This is a genomic window from Hymenobacter aranciens, assembly GCF_030580865.1.
Lineage (GTDB): Bacteria > Bacteroidota > Bacteroidia > Cytophagales > Hymenobacteraceae > Hymenobacter > Hymenobacter aranciens.
The window spans coordinates 122,448-136,571 of record NZ_JAUQSY010000015.1; the positions used below are offsets into that span (position 1 = coordinate 122,448).

General features: G+C 60.9%; 13 protein-coding genes. 6 read left to right on the forward strand and 7 right to left on the reverse strand.

All coding sequences use genetic code 11. The features are described 5' to 3' along the window. Window positions 1-63: 63 nt before the first annotated feature. Window positions 64-2,691 (forward strand): cyanophycin synthetase, encoded by a 2,628-nt coding sequence (gene cphA / locus Q5H93_RS19645; protein WP_305008363.1) that lies wholly within the window; start codon window positions 64-66, stop codon window positions 2,689-2,691. A 116-nt stretch (window positions 2,692-2,807) separates the two neighbouring features. Beyond that, window positions 2,808-4,514 (forward strand): T9SS type A sorting domain-containing protein, encoded by a 1,707-nt coding sequence (locus Q5H93_RS19650; protein ID WP_305008364.1) that lies wholly within the window; start codon window positions 2,808-2,810, stop codon window positions 4,512-4,514. 116 nt (window positions 4,515-4,630) lie between these two features. Here the strand turns inward: Q5H93_RS19650 and Q5H93_RS19655 are convergent, their stop codons facing one another. Further along, on the reverse strand, window positions 4,631-5,578 hold the full coding sequence (locus tag Q5H93_RS19655) for a DUF8428 domain-containing protein (RefSeq protein WP_305008365.1): 948 nt from the start codon (window positions 5,576-5,578) through the stop codon (window positions 4,631-4,633). A 125-nt stretch (window positions 5,579-5,703) separates the two neighbouring features. On the opposite strand from Q5H93_RS19655, the gene Q5H93_RS19660 reads away from it, so the two are divergent. The 3 genes from Q5H93_RS19660 to Q5H93_RS19670 are packed head-to-tail and all read left to right on the forward strand — an operon-like array spanning window position 5,704 to window position 7,751. Next, complete coding sequence (locus tag Q5H93_RS19660) at window positions 5,704-6,312, forward strand: methyltransferase domain-containing protein (protein WP_305008366.1); 609 nt, start codon at window positions 5,704-5,706, stop codon at window positions 6,310-6,312. A gap of 28 nt (window positions 6,313-6,340) precedes the next feature. Next, on the forward strand, window positions 6,341-7,201 hold the full coding sequence (kdsA, locus tag Q5H93_RS19665; RefSeq protein ID WP_305008368.1) for a 3-deoxy-8-phosphooctulonate synthase: 861 nt from the start codon (window positions 6,341-6,343) through the stop codon (window positions 7,199-7,201). A gap of 10 nt (window positions 7,202-7,211) precedes the next feature. Beyond that, complete coding sequence (locus Q5H93_RS19670) at window positions 7,212-7,751, forward strand: STM3941 family protein (protein WP_305008369.1); 540 nt, start codon at window positions 7,212-7,214, stop codon at window positions 7,749-7,751. A 6-nt stretch (window positions 7,752-7,757) separates the two neighbouring features. On the opposite strand, the gene Q5H93_RS19675 is transcribed toward Q5H93_RS19670, so the two are convergent. Both Q5H93_RS19675 and apaG read right to left on the reverse strand, forming a co-directional pair. After that, window positions 7,758-8,537 carry an O-methyltransferase gene (locus tag Q5H93_RS19675; RefSeq protein WP_305008370.1) on the reverse strand — a complete coding sequence of 260 codons (780 nt, stop codon included), beginning with the start codon at window positions 8,535-8,537 and terminating at the stop codon, window positions 7,758-7,760. 186 nt (window positions 8,538-8,723) lie between these two features. Beyond that, the gene (apaG, locus tag Q5H93_RS19680; RefSeq protein ID WP_305008371.1) at window positions 8,724-9,110 is read right to left on the reverse strand and encodes a Co2+/Mg2+ efflux facilitator ApaG/CorD; all 387 of its coding nucleotides are present in this window, start codon (window positions 9,108-9,110) and stop codon (window positions 8,724-8,726) included. Between the two features lie 114 nt (window positions 9,111-9,224). Here apaG and Q5H93_RS19685 point away from each other — a divergent pair, with 114 nt between their 5' ends. Continuing rightward, window positions 9,225-9,887: a uracil-DNA glycosylase gene (locus tag Q5H93_RS19685; protein ID WP_305008372.1), complete on the forward strand. Its 663-nt coding sequence runs from the start codon at window positions 9,225-9,227 to the stop codon at window positions 9,885-9,887. Between the two features lie 101 nt (window positions 9,888-9,988). Here the strand turns inward: Q5H93_RS19685 and lepB are convergent, their stop codons facing one another. The 4 genes from lepB to Q5H93_RS19705 form a co-directional block, all read right to left on the reverse strand. Next, a complete protein-coding gene (gene lepB, locus Q5H93_RS19690) occupies window positions 9,989-11,221 on the reverse strand; it encodes a signal peptidase I (RefSeq protein WP_305008373.1) in 1,233 nt (410 codons plus the stop codon). A gap of 162 nt (window positions 11,222-11,383) precedes the next feature. Then, window positions 11,384-12,103: a 4-hydroxy-tetrahydrodipicolinate reductase gene (gene dapB / locus Q5H93_RS19695; protein WP_305008375.1), complete on the reverse strand. Its 720-nt coding sequence runs from the start codon at window positions 12,101-12,103 to the stop codon at window positions 11,384-11,386. A gap of 110 nt (window positions 12,104-12,213) precedes the next feature. Continuing rightward, window positions 12,214-12,942, reverse strand: a complete 729-nt coding sequence (locus Q5H93_RS19700; protein WP_305008376.1) for a DUF5683 domain-containing protein — start codon at window positions 12,940-12,942, stop codon at window positions 12,214-12,216. Between the two features lie 131 nt (window positions 12,943-13,073). Further along, a complete protein-coding gene (locus Q5H93_RS19705; RefSeq protein ID WP_305008377.1) occupies window positions 13,074-14,060 on the reverse strand; it encodes a ParB/RepB/Spo0J family partition protein in 987 nt (328 codons plus the stop codon). Between the last annotated feature and the right edge of the window lie 64 nt (window positions 14,061-14,124).

A 14,124-nucleotide genomic window follows, 5' to 3' on the forward strand; every position in this document is an offset into this window, starting at 1 on the left:
ATCCCCAAGCTGCAAACCTGCGGGTGCGGCACCGCCAATGCCTTTTTCCCCTTTCGCTCTTTTATGAAAATTGTTGACCTGCGTACCATGCGCGGACCGAGCTACTGGTCCGTGAAACACTACAAGCTGATTGTTGCCAAAGTCGCCCTGGGCGAGTTCGCGGGCCAGTGGTCCAACGCAATACCCGGGCTGCCGGAGCGGCTGATGGCGCTGTTTCCGCAAATCGGCTCGGCGCACCCGGCCGGGCAGAGCGGCAAGCAGGCCGCCAAGCACCCGCCCCTGACCCTGGAGCAGCTGGAAGACGGCGAGCCGCTGGGCCACGTTATTCAGCACGTGGCGCTGGAGCTACAGCGGCAGGCCGCCATGCCGGTGTTCTGGGGCAAGTCGTACCCCGCGCGGGAGGAAGGCGTAGAGTACGTGGTGTTTGCCTACCAGGAGGAGCGGGCCGGCCGCCGGGCGCTGGAGGCCGCCGTGGACATTGTGGAGGCCGTCTGTAAAGGCGAGGAGGTCAATATTGCCCCCATCATCGCCGAGCTGCACGAAATCCGCGAAGACGAGTTTTTCGGCCCCAGCACCTACAGCATTGTGGCCGAAGCAGCCTCCCGCAACATTCCCTACATCCAGCTCAAAAACAGCAACATCATCCAGCTGGGTTATGGGGTGAACCAGAAGCGCATCTGGGCCACCACCACCAGCCTCACCTCGCACGCGGGGGTGGAAGTGGCTGGCAACAAGAACCGCACCAAGGCCATGCTCAAGGATGCGGGCGTGCCGGTGCCGCGCGGCACCACGGTGTATTCGGAAGATGGGCTGCGCGATGCCATTGACGAGTTGGGCTTTCCCATCGTGACCAAGCCGCTCGACGGCAACCACGGCAAGGGCGCTACCATTCGCATCACCAACTGGGAAGATGCCGTGGCGGGCCTGCAGGCGGCCAAGGAGTACTCCCGCGCCGTGATTGTGGAGCAGTTTATCGAGGGCTTCGACTTCCGCCTGCTGGTAGTGAACGGCAAGCTCATTGCCGCCGCCAAGCGCACGCCGGCCGCCGTGACGGGCGATGGCACGAGCACCATTCAGCAACTCATCGACAAGGTGAACGAGGACCCGCGCCGGGGCGTGGGCCACGAGAAAGTGCTCACCAGCATCAAGGCCGACAAGCACACGCTCGACATTCTGAGCAACAAGGGGCTGAGCCTGGACTCGGTACTGCCGGCGGGCGAGACGATGTACCTGAAAAGCACGGCTAACATCAGCACCGGCGGCACCGCCTCCGACGTGACCGATATCATGCACCCGTATAACGTGCTACTGGCCGAGCGCGTGGCGGGCATCGTGGGCCTCGACATTTGCGGGATTGATTTGATGGCGACGGATATTGCCGTGCCGCTGAATGAAAGCCGCGGCGCGGTGATTGAAGTGAACGCCGCGCCGGGCTTCCGGATGCACATCTCGCCGGCCGAGGGGCTGCCGCGCAACGTGGCCGCCCCGGTGGTGGATATGCTGTTTCCGCGCGGGGCCACGGCCCGCATTCCCATCATCGCCGTGACGGGCACCAACGGCAAAACCACCACCACGCGCCTCATCGCGCACCTGGTGGCCAGCAAGGGCTACAAGGTCGGCTTCACTACCACCGACGGCATCTACATCCAGGGCGTGCAGCTCGAAAAGGGCGACTGCACCGGCAGCGTCAGCGCCGAGTTTGTGCTGAAAGACCCGACTGTGAACTACGCGGTGCTCGAAACCGCCCGCGGCGGCATGTTGCGCTCGGGCCTGGGCTTTCATACATGCGATATTGCGGTGGTAACCAACGTGGCCGCCGACCACCTGGGCCTCCGCGACATCTACACCGTGGAGGAAATGGCCGCCGTGAAGGGCGTGCTGCCCCGCACGGTGCGCAAAGGCGGCTGGGCCGTGCTCAACGCCGACGACGACCTGGTGTATGGCATGGCCCACAACCTCGACTGCCGCGTGGCCCTGTTCAGCATGAACGAAAAGAGCCGCCGCATTCAGGACCACGTGGAGGCCGGCGGCGTGGCCGCGGTGTATGAGGAAGGCTACATCACCATCTACCGTAACAGCTACAAGCTGCGCATCGACCGCGCCGCCGAGTTCCCGGTGACCTTCGGGGGCCGGGCGGGCTTCAACATTGAGAACTGCCTGGCCGCCGCGCTGGCGGGCTACCTCTCGGGCTTCGATAAGGACGACATTAAGACGGCTTTCCGCACCTTCGTGCCCTCGGGCGCCAAGACGCCGGGCCGCATGAACTCCTACAAGTTTCCGAAGTTCGAAGTCATCGTGGATTACGCGCACAACACGGCCGGCATCACCAAGTTTGCCGACTTCATGAACGCCACCACGGCCACCCGTAAAATCGGCGTAGTCTCCGGCCTCGGCGACCGCCGCGACGAAGATACGCTGGGCTTCGCCCGCATCGCCGGCCGCATCTTCGACGAGGTGATTCTGCGCCAGGACCGCGACCTGCGCGGCAAAACCGCCCAGCAGCTCCGCGACATCATGGAGCGCGGCCTGCGCCTCGATAAGCCCGACCTACCCATCACCTACATCGAAAACGAGCCCGACGCTATCGACCACATCCTGGCCACCGCGCCGGAAGGGGCAGTAGTGACGCTCTTTACCGAGAACATCACGGCCACGCTGAAGCAGCTGGATGAGTTTGAGAAGACGGTGTGAGTGTTAGCTTACAAATGAGTTTGTGAAAGGGCCCGCTTCGGCAGACCTTTTTAGTGACTCACTTCGGTACTTTTGTGGCACTCTATAAACAACGTACCGCCTTAGCTTCATTTTCTATGTTCAACCTTTCCTCCTTCCCATTTCCCGCCGCGCTGGTGCGCGTGCTACTGGCGCTTCTCTTTGCGGCCGGGAGCCTCCCATCAGTGGCCCAGACGCCGGCTTGGCAGTCGGCGCAGGCGATGGCGTCACTTGAATATGGGTCGGTACAAGCCACAGCTGTCGATGCGGCCGGTAACGTGTATCTGGCTGGGGGGTTTTCAGTAAACATAATGGTAGGCAACATTATGCTGACCAGCCACGGAAACCAGGATGCGTTCGTGGCCAAGTTCAATCTCGCCAGCAACCAGTTTATGTGGGTGCAGCAGGTCGGCGGCATTGGGGATGATTATATCGAAGCATTGGCCGTGAGCGGCACCAGTGTGTATGTGGCGGGTTCTTTTAGGGGCTCCGTCAGCTTTGGTGCCACCACTCTGAGCAATATGGGTTACTATAGTGATGTATTTGTGACGAAGCTGACCGACGCGGGCAGCTTCGTATGGGCGCAGCAGGCTGGGGGTACGAGCCACGACAATGCCAGAGCATTGGCTGTGAGTGGTAGCAGCGTGTACGTGGCGGGGGCATTTTTCAGTCCCACTGCCAGCTTTGGTGCCACCACCCTGACCAATACAGACGCTACTGCACCCACTTCTGACGTATTCGTGGCCAAGCTGACCGACGTAGGCAGCACCAGCAATTTCGTGTGGGCGCAGCAGGCTGGGGGTTCCAACTATGACCAAGTTATCGGGCTGGCCGTGAGTGGCAGCAGCGTGTACGTAGCTGGAGATTTTTATAGCCCCACTGCCAGCTTTGGTGACACTACTCTGACCAATACAGATGCTACTGCAGCCACTTCTGACGTATTCGTAGCCAAGCTGACCGACGCAGGCAGCACCAGCAACTTCGTGTGGGCGCAGCAGGCTGGAGGTATGGGCTACGACGGCGCCAGCGAACTGGCCGTGAGCGGTACCAGTGTGTATGCGGCAGGGGCATTCTCTAGTCCAACGGCCAGCTTTGGTGCCGCCACCCTAACCAATACAGGTCTTTACGACATGTTTGTTACCAAGCTGACCGACGCAGGCAGCACCAGCAACTTCGTGTGGGCGCAGCAGGCTGGAGGAGCGGGCAGAGACCAAGTTATGGCGCTGGCTGTGAGCAGTACCAATGTGTACGTGGCAGGTGCGTTCTCTAGTCCCACGGCCAGCTTTGGTGCCGCCACCCTGACCAATACAGGTCTTTACGACATGTTTGTGACCAAACTGACCGACGCAGGCAGCACCAGCAACTTCGTGTGGGCGCAGCAGGTCGGCGGCATTGGTAACGATTATGCCGAAGCATTGGCCGTGAGCGGCACCAGTGTGTATGTGGCGGGTTCTTTTAGTAGTCGTACGATAAGCTTCGGCACCAATACGCTGACTAACCCCAGCGGCATCGCTAATAGCGTCGGCTTCTTGGCCTCCCTCACCGACCCGACCCTCACCGCCACCACCTCGCCCCGCACGGCACTCGCGCAACTTTACCCCAACCCCGCCCATAGCACCACCGCCCTGCGCCTGCCCGCTGGCTTGGCACCCACGCCCCTCACTCTCTGCGATGCGCAGGGCCGCGCTGTGCGCCGCTATCCCGCCCCGGCTACCCTAGAAACAACCCTCGACCTGCACGGACTACCCGTCGGATTGTACATATTACAAGGTGGTAGCTTCAGCCAGCGGCTGGCAATAGAGTGAAACCGAACTTTCTGAAAAAGAAAAAGCCACTCGCAAGAGTGGCTTTTTCTTTAACCAGATAGAAAATAGAGAATGGACCCGCTAAGAAGCGAAACGACCAAAAATCCGTTCCATCCTTACTTCAGGGTAAACGTTGTCTTGCCCATCATGGCGCCGCCTTCATACACTTCCACCGTGTGCACGCCCTTTTTATACTCGGCGCCCTTGGCGTAGGTGAACTGAATGGGCTGCTTGGTGTTGTCGAACACCACGTCCTGCTTCTGGGTGTAGAACGACTCCTGCCCGTCCACGGTGAAGGTGCCGCCGCCGGTGCTCAGGTTGTAGAGGGCCGCGCCGTCGGGCTCCAGAATGCGCAGGTAGATGCTCTTGGTTTCCTTCGGCGACACGTCGTTGCGGGCCAAGTTGAAGGTCACTTTCACCTTCTCCACCTTCTTGGCCTTGAACTCGTCCTTGTCGTCGTCCTTCTCCTTGTCCTTGGAATTGAGCACGGCGATTTTGATGTTTTCGGCCTGCAGGCGGGAGGCCACGGTTACTTTATCCGAAAGCTCCTGGTTGGTTTTGGCCATCGTGCTGATGGTGTCGGTCAGCTTGTTCTGGCGCTCCTTGAGGGTCGTGGTTTCGGTGTAGAGGGTTTCGTTGTCCTTCTTCAACTGGGCAATGTCCTCGTCCTTTTTGCGGAGCTGGCCTTCCAGGTTCTGGGCGCGCTGCTTAAACATCTGCTGCTGGGCGATGGAGAAGCTGCCGGCCCGGAAAGAGCGGAGTTTCAGCAGGTCGGCGTTGACGCTGGCGATGCGCGCCTGCAGCGAGTCGTTGTTGAGGCCCAGGGCCTGCAGTTCTTGGCTTTGGCGCTCGAAATCGGCTTTCAGGGCTTCGTACTGCTTGATTTGCTCCTGCAGCTTGCTGTCCTTGGCTTTCACCTCGGTGGTGAGTTCCTCGTTTTGCTGGCCTTTCTGCTGGTTGAGGTAGAAGAGCACCCCGTTGATGCCGAGCAGCACCAGTACCAGGGCCACCCAGAGTAAAACGCGGCTGTTTGAGCGGGGTTGGGGATTTTCGTTCGGGTCCATGCAGTGAAAGTTGACGAGAAAAAAGCGGGAATTTGGGTTATCCTTACCGCAGGGTAAGGCGTACCTTTGGGCGTAAAAATAGCGGACTTTGCGTTCCGCGCAAGTCCTCGTTATACTTTCGACGCATGGAAACGGTTATCCCTCCCCTCGACGACGACTACTGGCAGGGCCGCTACGAAGCCGGCCGCGACGGCTGGGACGCCCACGGCGTCACCCCGCCGCTGCAGGAATACTTCGACCAACTCGACGTGGCTACCCAGCCGCGCATCCTCATCCCCGGCGCCGGCCGCGGCTACGAGGCCGAGTACCTGCACCGCCGCGGCTTCCGCAATGTGTTCGTAGCCGACTTCGCGCCCGAGGCCATCACCGCCCTGGCCCTGCGCGTGCCCGCCTTTCCCGCCGACCACCTGCTGCTCAGCGACTTTTTCGAGCTGCCCGCCGAAGGCAAGCTCGACTACATCATCGAGCAAACGTTTTTCTGCGCCATCGACCCCGCGCTGCGGCCGGCGTATGCCCGGCAGTGCGCGGCCTTGCTGCGGCCCGGCGGCACCCTTGCCGGCCTGCTCTTCGATACGCAGTTTGAGAATAAAGCCGAGCCGCCGTTTGGCGGCAGCCGCGAGGAGTATATCGAATACTTCGCGCCGTATTTCGAGTTCGTGCACTTCGATACGGCGTATAATTCGCTCAAGCCCCGGCAGGGGCGGGAGCTGTTTATCAATTTGAAAAAGAAATAAGCGCTGTCGCGTTTCCTCATTGCTTCCTATGCTCACTTCCCTCGCCAACGCCCTCCCGCATTTCCGCCACACCAATTCCGGCCAGTTTTTCCTCATGGCCGGCCCCTGCGTCATCGAGGGGGAAGACATGGCCCTGCGCATCGCCGAAAAGGTGAAGGCCATGACCGACAAGCTCCAGATACCCTACATCTTCAAGGGGTCCTACCGCAAGGCCAACCGCTCGCGCCTCGATTCCTTCACCGGCATCGGCGACGAGACGGCCCTGCGCATCCTGCAGAAAGTAGGGCGCGAAATCGGCGTGCCTACCGTGACGGACATCCACGAGTCGGGCGAGGCGGCCTTTGCCGCCGAGTACGTCGATGTGCTGCAAATCCCGGCCTTCCTGTGCCGGCAGACCGATTTGCTCATCGCCGCCGCCAAAACCGGCAAGGTGGTGAACGTGAAAAAAGGCCAGTTTCTCAACGGCGAGGCCATGCAGTGGGCCGTGGACAAAATCCAGCAGTCGGGCAACCCGCACGTTATTCTGACGGACCGCGGCAACTCCTTCGGCTACTCCGACCTCGTAGTCGATTTCCGCAACCTGCCCGCCATGCGCAGCTTCGGCGTGCCCGTGGTGATGGACGTGACGCACTCCCTGCAGCGCCCCAACCAAAGCTCCGGCGTGACCGGCGGCCAGCCCGCCCTCATCGAAACCATTGCCAAGGCCGCCATCGCCGTGGGCGCCGACGGCCTGTTCATCGAAACCCACCCGACGCCCGCCACCGCGCTGTCGGACGGGGCCAACATGCTGCCCCTCGACCAGCTGCAGCGCCTGCTGGAAAAGCTGACGCGGATACGCGATGCCGTGCGCGACAGCGGGGATATTAATCCGCAGGGGCTGGACGCCTAGCCGTTTGCTCGTGGCTGCCATCCCGGAAATCCGAATTTATAAGTCGCGCCGCAAGGCCGCGTTGCTCCTGCTGGGCTGCGCGGCCTTCGTGGCGATGGGCGTTTTTCTGCTAAACCATCCGGACGCACCCCGTTGGGTGGCTTGGCTCAATATCGGTTTTTTCGGGCTGGGCATCCCCATCAGCATCTATACCATGCTGGACCGGCGACCTCAGATAATTATCAACGAAGTCGGGATTTTTGACCGCACTACCCACCAGTCATTTATCAACTGGGAAATTATCCAAGACGTGTATTTGGCTGAAATACACGGTCAGCAATTTATTTGTCTGGTAGTTGACGAAGCATTTGAGCCTTCGCAACACAAGGGTAAATGGGGCCGCAGTATGGCTCGATTCAGCAAAGAACTGGGATTTCAGGAACTGAACATTTCTTTGGGAAGCGTCCGCATTAACGCCGGGCGGCTGGCCGAATTCATTGTCGCCATGCGCAATGCGACGCCATCTGCCCGGGAGTTTTTATTGCACAAGCAGCTAGCGCAACCCTTGTAGCCAGCCTCAGGCCCGCAGCCAGAAGTGCTGCTTGGGTTGATTCGTCCGAAAGAACACCAGCCCGATATAAAACAAATCGACGGTAACCAGCACCTGCGGGTGGGCCTTGATGGCCTCCCAGGCCCGCTCCATCTCCGCCGACCAGTGAATATCGTCGAACACGAATACGCTGTGCTCGTGGGCCCGCGTCAGGCACTGCTCGAAGTAGCGCAGTGTGGGCTCGTAGCGGTGGTTGCCGTCGAAGAACACAAAATCGACCGGCGCCGCTAAGCTGGCCAGGGTAGGAGCCAGGGTTTCGTCCAGGTTGCCCTCCACCAGCTTCACGTTGCGCAGTTCCAGCTTCTCAAAGGTTTCGCGGGCCACGGCCGCCACGTTAGGGCAGCCCTCGAAGGTGACGACGCGGTGCCGCGAATCGGGCGCGGCGAGGTAGGCGGTGGTGAGGCCCAGCGAAGTGCCCAGCTCCAGGATGGTGGCGGGGCGGAAATGATTGACCAGCCGGAACAGCAACTGCGCCAGCCACGCCGGCTTGGCCGCCGTGCGGGCAATGGCCGCCACGCGGCGCTGCTGCCCCGCGCCGGTGTGCGAGCCCGCCCCGAAATCGGTGACGGTGATGGTTTCGGGGCTTTGCAGCAGAGCCTGCCGCTGCTGCTCGATGCGCTCGAAGGCGCCGAAGCGGCCCGTGTGGCGGATAACCGAGGTGTAAAGCCCGAACACAAACGGGGAATGCAGGCCGTGGGCATTGCCCGAGCGCAGCCAGAAACGGAGGTAAGCGAGAAGTTGAAACAAGGCGTAGCGTAGCGTGAGCTACAAAAGTACTCGCCGATGGCGCGGGGCTCTGCCCCGGGCCGACTAGTGGCCGGCCTCTGGCTGGCGCGGGACTGCGCAATAGTGGGTCGTTCTGACGTTGCGGGCCCGAGGCCCGCGAATAGTTGGCACGGGGCAGAGCCCCGCGCCATCAACTACCATCAATCCCTAATTCAGACGGTACGGCACCATCAGGGTAAACTCCGGAATGTCGACCTGGAAGTGCTGGCCGTTGCCGAGGCGCTCCATGAGGTAGGTGCCGTGCATCTTACCCATCCCGGATTTGAGGTTGCAGCCGCTCACGTAGTGGTGCGACTCACCGGGCTCGAGCACGGGCTGGCGGCCCACCACGCCCTCGCCCTCCACCTCGCGCACCTCGCCGCCGGCATCGTGGATGTACCAGTGGCGGCGCAGCAGCTTCACGGTGTGCGGGCTGTCGTTGCGAATATCAATTTTATACGCAAAGACGAAGTGCTCCTGCGCGGGGCTGGAATAGTCGGGCAAATAATTGGTCGTAACCGAAACGGTAACGCCCTGCGTAGTCGTAGTGGGCATAAAAAGAGACGCGGAAAGCAGCTATGAAGGTAACTGAGCCCCGCCGAAATTAGTTTTGCGCCGAGACAGCGCCCTAACGCCAAAGCTGCCCAATTATTTTTCCTGCATAACCCGATGGTAAAGATAGCCGAAAGCTGGCGGCCCGTGCTCGCCGACGAATTCGAAAAACCATACTTCCAGCGCCTCATCGCCTTCGTGAAGGGGGAGTACGCCACGGCTACGGTGTTTCCGCCCGGCCCCAGCATCTTCCACGCCTTCGACGCCTGCCCGTTTGATAAGGTCAAGGTCGTCATCCTGGGGCAGGACCCCTACCACGGCAAGGGGCAGGCCCACGGCCTCTCGTTTTCGGTGCAGGACGGCCAGCGCACGCCGCCCTCGCTGCACAACATCTTCAAGGAGTTGCAGAGCGACATCCCCGGCACCCCGCCGCCGCCCAACGGCAACCTCGACCGCTGGGCCCGGCAGGGCGTGCTGCTGCTCAACGCCACGCTCACCGTGCGCTCGGGCGAGCCCGGCTCGCACCAGAAAAAGGGCTGGGAAGAATTTACCGACGCCGTTATCCGCAAGGTGTCCGAAGGCCGTGAGCACGTCGTGTTCATCCTCTGGGGGGCCTACGCGGGCAAGAAGTCGGAGCTCATCGACGCCCGCAAGCACCTTATCCTGAAAGCCGTGCACCCTTCGCCCATGGCCGCCGACCGGGGCTTCTTCGGCAGCAAGCCCTTCAGCCAGACCAACGCCTGGCTCGAAAAGCAGGGGCTGACACCGATTAAGTGGTGATAAAGAACATGTCATGCTGAACGCAGTGAAGCATCCTCTCACGCTGGAACGAATGGCTCTGGCGTGAGAAGATGCTTCACTGCATTCAGCATGACAGATGCTTAGTGAATGATGTTAAACAGCCGGTTCCAGCGCACTTTGTGGACGCCTTCGCCGAAGGGGTCCATCGAAAACCAGATGAGCACGGCCTTGCCCACGAGGTGGTCTTCGGGCACGAAGCCCCAGAAGCGCGAGTCCTCGGAGTTGTGGCGGTTGTCGCCCATCATGAAGTAGTAGTTCTGCTTGAAGGTGTAGCTGGTGAGGGGCTTGCCGTTTTGCAGCACCGTAAAGTCGTTGCCGTTGCGGATGTCGAAGGTGATGCTGTCGTGCAGCAGCTCGTAGCGCTTGATGACCTTGTAGTACAGCGCCGCATTCTGCGGGGTGAGCTGGATGGTTTCGCCTTCCTTGGGCAAGTGGATGGGACCGTAGTTGTCCTTGTTCCAGTGGCGCAGGCCGGCTAGGCTGGGGCGGAAGACACTGCTGGTGGTGGGGTGGTCAGGGTTGTCGGGGAACACGGCCAGGCCGCCGTCGTACTCCGGCTGGCCAGCCGGAATGGTTTCGGCCACCACGCCCTTCACGTAGGGCAGCTTGCGCAGCGCCTCGGCCGTGGCCGCGGTGCAGTCAATTTCGTAGCCGTAGCCCAGGGGCTCGTTCACGAAGCGTGGGCTGGGCTGCAGCAGGGGCGAGCCGTCCACCAGGTTCTGATATTCCACCACGCCGTGCTCGCGGAAAAACTTCTTTACCTCGTCGTTATCCTCGGTCGTCTGCACGTAGTAGCGGGTTTGCAGGCCGGGCGGGTTCACGGCCGGCTGGCCGTTCACGTACAGCTGCTGGCCCTTGATTTGAATCTCGTCGCCGGCAATGGCCACGCAACGCTTGATGTAGTTGGTGCGCAAATCGGCCGGGTACTGCAGCTCCCAGGGCACGTGAAACACCACCACGTCGTTGCGCTTCACCTCCGAAAAGCCCGGCAGCCGCCAGGTAGGCAGCTGAATGAGCTCGGAGTAGCTCTTGAAGCCGAAGATGGGCACCGTCTGGTGCGACAGCGGCACCTGCAAAGGCGTCTGTGGGGTGATGGGCCCGTAGTGCAGCTTGCTCACGAACAGGTAGTCGCCCACCAGCAGCGAGTTTTCCATCGACGGCGTGGGGATGGTGTAGGCCTCAAACGTGGCCCAGCGAATGAGCGTGGCCGCGATGATAGCGAAGAGCAGCGAATCGACCCACTCGCGGGTTTTCGTCTTGGGCGGGGGCGGTGGGGCGTTGGGGTCGCGGCGTTTGAAATTAAACAGGGCCATGAAAGAAAAGGGCGGACGCCCTTAGAAGCGAAAAGTCAAAATTCCGAAAAAGTTTCTGGTTTTCGGCATTAGGTGTTGGGTTTTTGGTGTTAGGTTTCTGGCAGTAGCATAAGGCGAAGCCCGAATACCAAAAACCCAATACCAAACACCTGATTCCAGGAATTACAGTCCTAATAAGTCGTTCATGCCGAATACGCCCCGGCGGCCCGGCAGCCACTCGGCCGCCAGCAGCGCGCCCTGCGCAAAGCCCGTGCGGCTGTGCGCCTCGTGCTTCAGCTCCAGCGTATCCACGCCCGACGTGTAGCGCACGATGTGCGTGCCCACCACTTCGCCCGCGCGCTCCGAGAGCACCGCCAGCTCCTGCGGGCTTTCGGCCGGGGCGTTGCGCCAGGTGATTTTGTCGGTGAAATGCCGCAGAATCCCCTCAGCCGCCGTGAGGGCCGTGCCGCTGGGCTGGTCTACTTTGTGGATGTGGTGGATTTCGCGCACGCTCACGTCGTAGCCGCCAAACTGCTGCATTTTGGCCGCCATATACTCGTTGAAGTGAAAGAACAAATTCACGCCCACGCTGTAGTTGGAAGCGTAGAACAAGCTGCCGTCCAGCTCCTGGGTCAGCGCCTGGGCCTCCTCAAAATGGTGCAGCCAGCCCGTCGAGCCGCACACCACCGGCAGCCCCTGCCGCAGGCAGTCCTGCACATTGGCAAAGGCCGAGTCAGGGTGCGTAAACTCAATGGCCACGTCCACCGTGGTGGGGGTAAAGTCAGTAATGCGCGCCGCGCCGGCCGCCGAATCAACGATGCCGGCCACGTGGTGCCCGCGCTGCGTGGCCTGCGCCGCAATGGCCTGGCCCATTTTGCCGTAGCCGACAAGGAGAATATTCACTCTTTTTAATGATTAGTGGTTAGTGATTAATGGTTAATAGTTCGTGGTCGGCAGGTTTTTTTGTAAAGCGAAGAAAGCCAATTAATCACTAATCATCAACCAATAATCATTCATTTCACTCGCAGGGTAAAGGAAAGCCCGGGCGCCGTGGGCCGCGAAGTCTGGCCCGGAATGGGCAGCAGCGCCGGGTCCCAACTCAGGGCCAGGTCGTCGCTCACGTCGAACTCGCGCAGGTGGGCATCCACCACCGCGTCCAGAATCTGCATCCCGTAGGCCAGCCCGATGTAGAGGTAAAACACGTCGCGGTAGCCGCGGTAGAATACGATACCACTTTGCAGGGCCTCCGGGCTGCGCTCCAGACGTGCCCGGGGACCTAGCAGCTCGCCACCAATAGTATCCTTCCTTTCTGCGATGAGATTGAAGGCGCGCTTATACTCACTGAACCGGCGCTGGTAAAATACCTCGCCAGCAATAACGCCACCCAGCGCGCCATACACCAGCGGCAGCTTCCACCAGCGGCGGTTGTAAATCTGCCCGGCGCCGGGCAGCACCACCGCCAGCAGCCCCGCCTTGGCTGGCCGCGTGAGGCGCAGGCCAAACAGCCGCTCGGTGCGCTTGGCCGAGTCGGCGGCTATTTTGGAGCGCTTCTCTTCTTTTGTGAGCGGGCGGGTAAGGGCGCGGCCACCGGCCGTATCGGTCATCTGCGTTTGCGACTGCGTACCGAACGGCTGCGTACCGAACGGTTGGTTCGGGTTCAGCGGCGTTTGGGCCCAGGCTGGCGCCGCTAGCAGCACCAGTAGCAGCAGCCCACTGATTTTAGCAAATAGATTCAGTATCATGAAGCCAGTAACGAGAAATAGACCGGGTAAGTATGGCAGCTAAAAGGTGAGCGTTAAAAGTTAAAAGCCAGTCGGGTGCCGGATTCAACTTTTAACGCTCACCTTTTAACTCCTGGTACTGGACCTGCACGTTAGGCCGAGGGTTGCAGAATGTGCAGAATGCGCTGCATATCCTCCACCGAATCAAAGGAAATCTTGATTTCGCCGTTGCCCTTCGGCCCGGGGCGCACCTGCACCTTCGAGCCAAACCACTCGGCCAGGCTGCGCTCGGTGCGGCGGATTTCGGCCACCGGCACCACTGGGGGCGTCAGCTCGCGGGTGGTGTTGGTGGCGCCGTTTTCGGTGGTGGTGCGGCCATAGCCGTTGCGCACAATGTCCTCCACCCGGCGCACCGACATGTCCTCGGCAATGATGCGGCGGAACAATTCCACCTGCTGCTTGGGGTCTTCGATGGTGATGAGGGCGCGGGCGTGGCCCATGCTGATTTCGGTGTCGCGCAGGCCGATTTGGATGTCGGGCGGCAGCTTCAGCAGGCGCAGGTAGTTGGTCACGGTCGAGCGGTTTTTGCCCACCCGCTCGCCCAGGTCTTCCTGGCGCAGGTTGCACTCGCTCAGCAGGCGCTGGTAGCTGAGGGCAATTTCGATGGCATTCAGGTTTTCGCGCTGAATGTTCTCAATCAGGGCCATTTCCAGCATCTGCTGGTCGTCGGCCTTGCGGATGTAGGCTGGGATGTTCTCCAAGCCCGCCAGTTTGGAGGCCTGCAGGCGCCGCTCGCCCGAGATGAGCTGGTAGGCCTGCGGGCCCATCTGCCGCACCGTCACGGGCTGAATAATCCCTTGAATTTTAATGCTGTCGGCTAGTTCGGCCAGGGCTTCCTGGTCGAAGTGCGTGCGCGGCTGGTAGGGATTGGCCTCAATCTGGTCCACCGGAATCAGGCCCACGGAGTTTACCGGGTGCGGCACCAGGCTGCCGCCGGTGTTCACCACGCGGTCGCCTTTTTTCTCGTAGCTGCCTTCAATCAGGGCGTTGAGGCCCCGGCCCAGGCCGCTCTTGCGTTTCACCGCCGCGGCCGCAGCCAGCGCCGCTTGCAATTTCTCTTCGTTCTTGTCTACAGGCATGGTCCGTCGGCTGGGCTAAAAGGTGCGGGGCAGCCGAAAGTCAAAATTACGGATTCTTGGGCGA

Excerpts from the sequence above, each read along its gene's own strand:
- Q5H93_RS19660 (WP_305008366.1), top strand. The coding sequence starts at position 5,704 with ATGGAAACGGTTATCCCTCCCCTCGACGACGACTACTGGCAGGGCCGC.
- Q5H93_RS19700 (WP_305008376.1), bottom strand. The coding sequence starts at position 12,942 with ATGATACTGAATCTATTTGCTAAAATCAGTGGGCTGCTGCTACTGGTG.
- apaG (WP_305008371.1), bottom strand. The coding sequence starts at position 9,110 with ATGCCCACTACGACTACGCAGGGCGTTACCGTTTCGGTTACGACCAAT.
- cphA (WP_305008363.1), top strand. The coding sequence starts at position 64 with ATGAAAATTGTTGACCTGCGTACCATGCGCGGACCGAGCTACTGGTCC.
- kdsA (WP_305008368.1), top strand. The coding sequence starts at position 6,341 with ATGCTCACTTCCCTCGCCAACGCCCTCCCGCATTTCCGCCACACCAAT.
- Q5H93_RS19705 (WP_305008377.1), bottom strand. The coding sequence starts at position 14,060 with ATGCCTGTAGACAAGAACGAAGAGAAATTGCAAGCGGCGCTGGCTGCG.
- lepB (WP_305008373.1), bottom strand. The coding sequence starts at position 11,221 with ATGGCCCTGTTTAATTTCAAACGCCGCGACCCCAACGCCCCACCGCCC.
- Q5H93_RS19655 (WP_305008365.1), bottom strand. The coding sequence starts at position 5,578 with ATGGACCCGAACGAAAATCCCCAACCCCGCTCAAACAGCCGCGTTTTA.
- Q5H93_RS19650 (WP_305008364.1), top strand. The coding sequence starts at position 2,808 with ATGTTCAACCTTTCCTCCTTCCCATTTCCCGCCGCGCTGGTGCGCGTG.
- Q5H93_RS19685 (WP_305008372.1), top strand. The coding sequence starts at position 9,225 with ATGGTAAAGATAGCCGAAAGCTGGCGGCCCGTGCTCGCCGACGAATTC.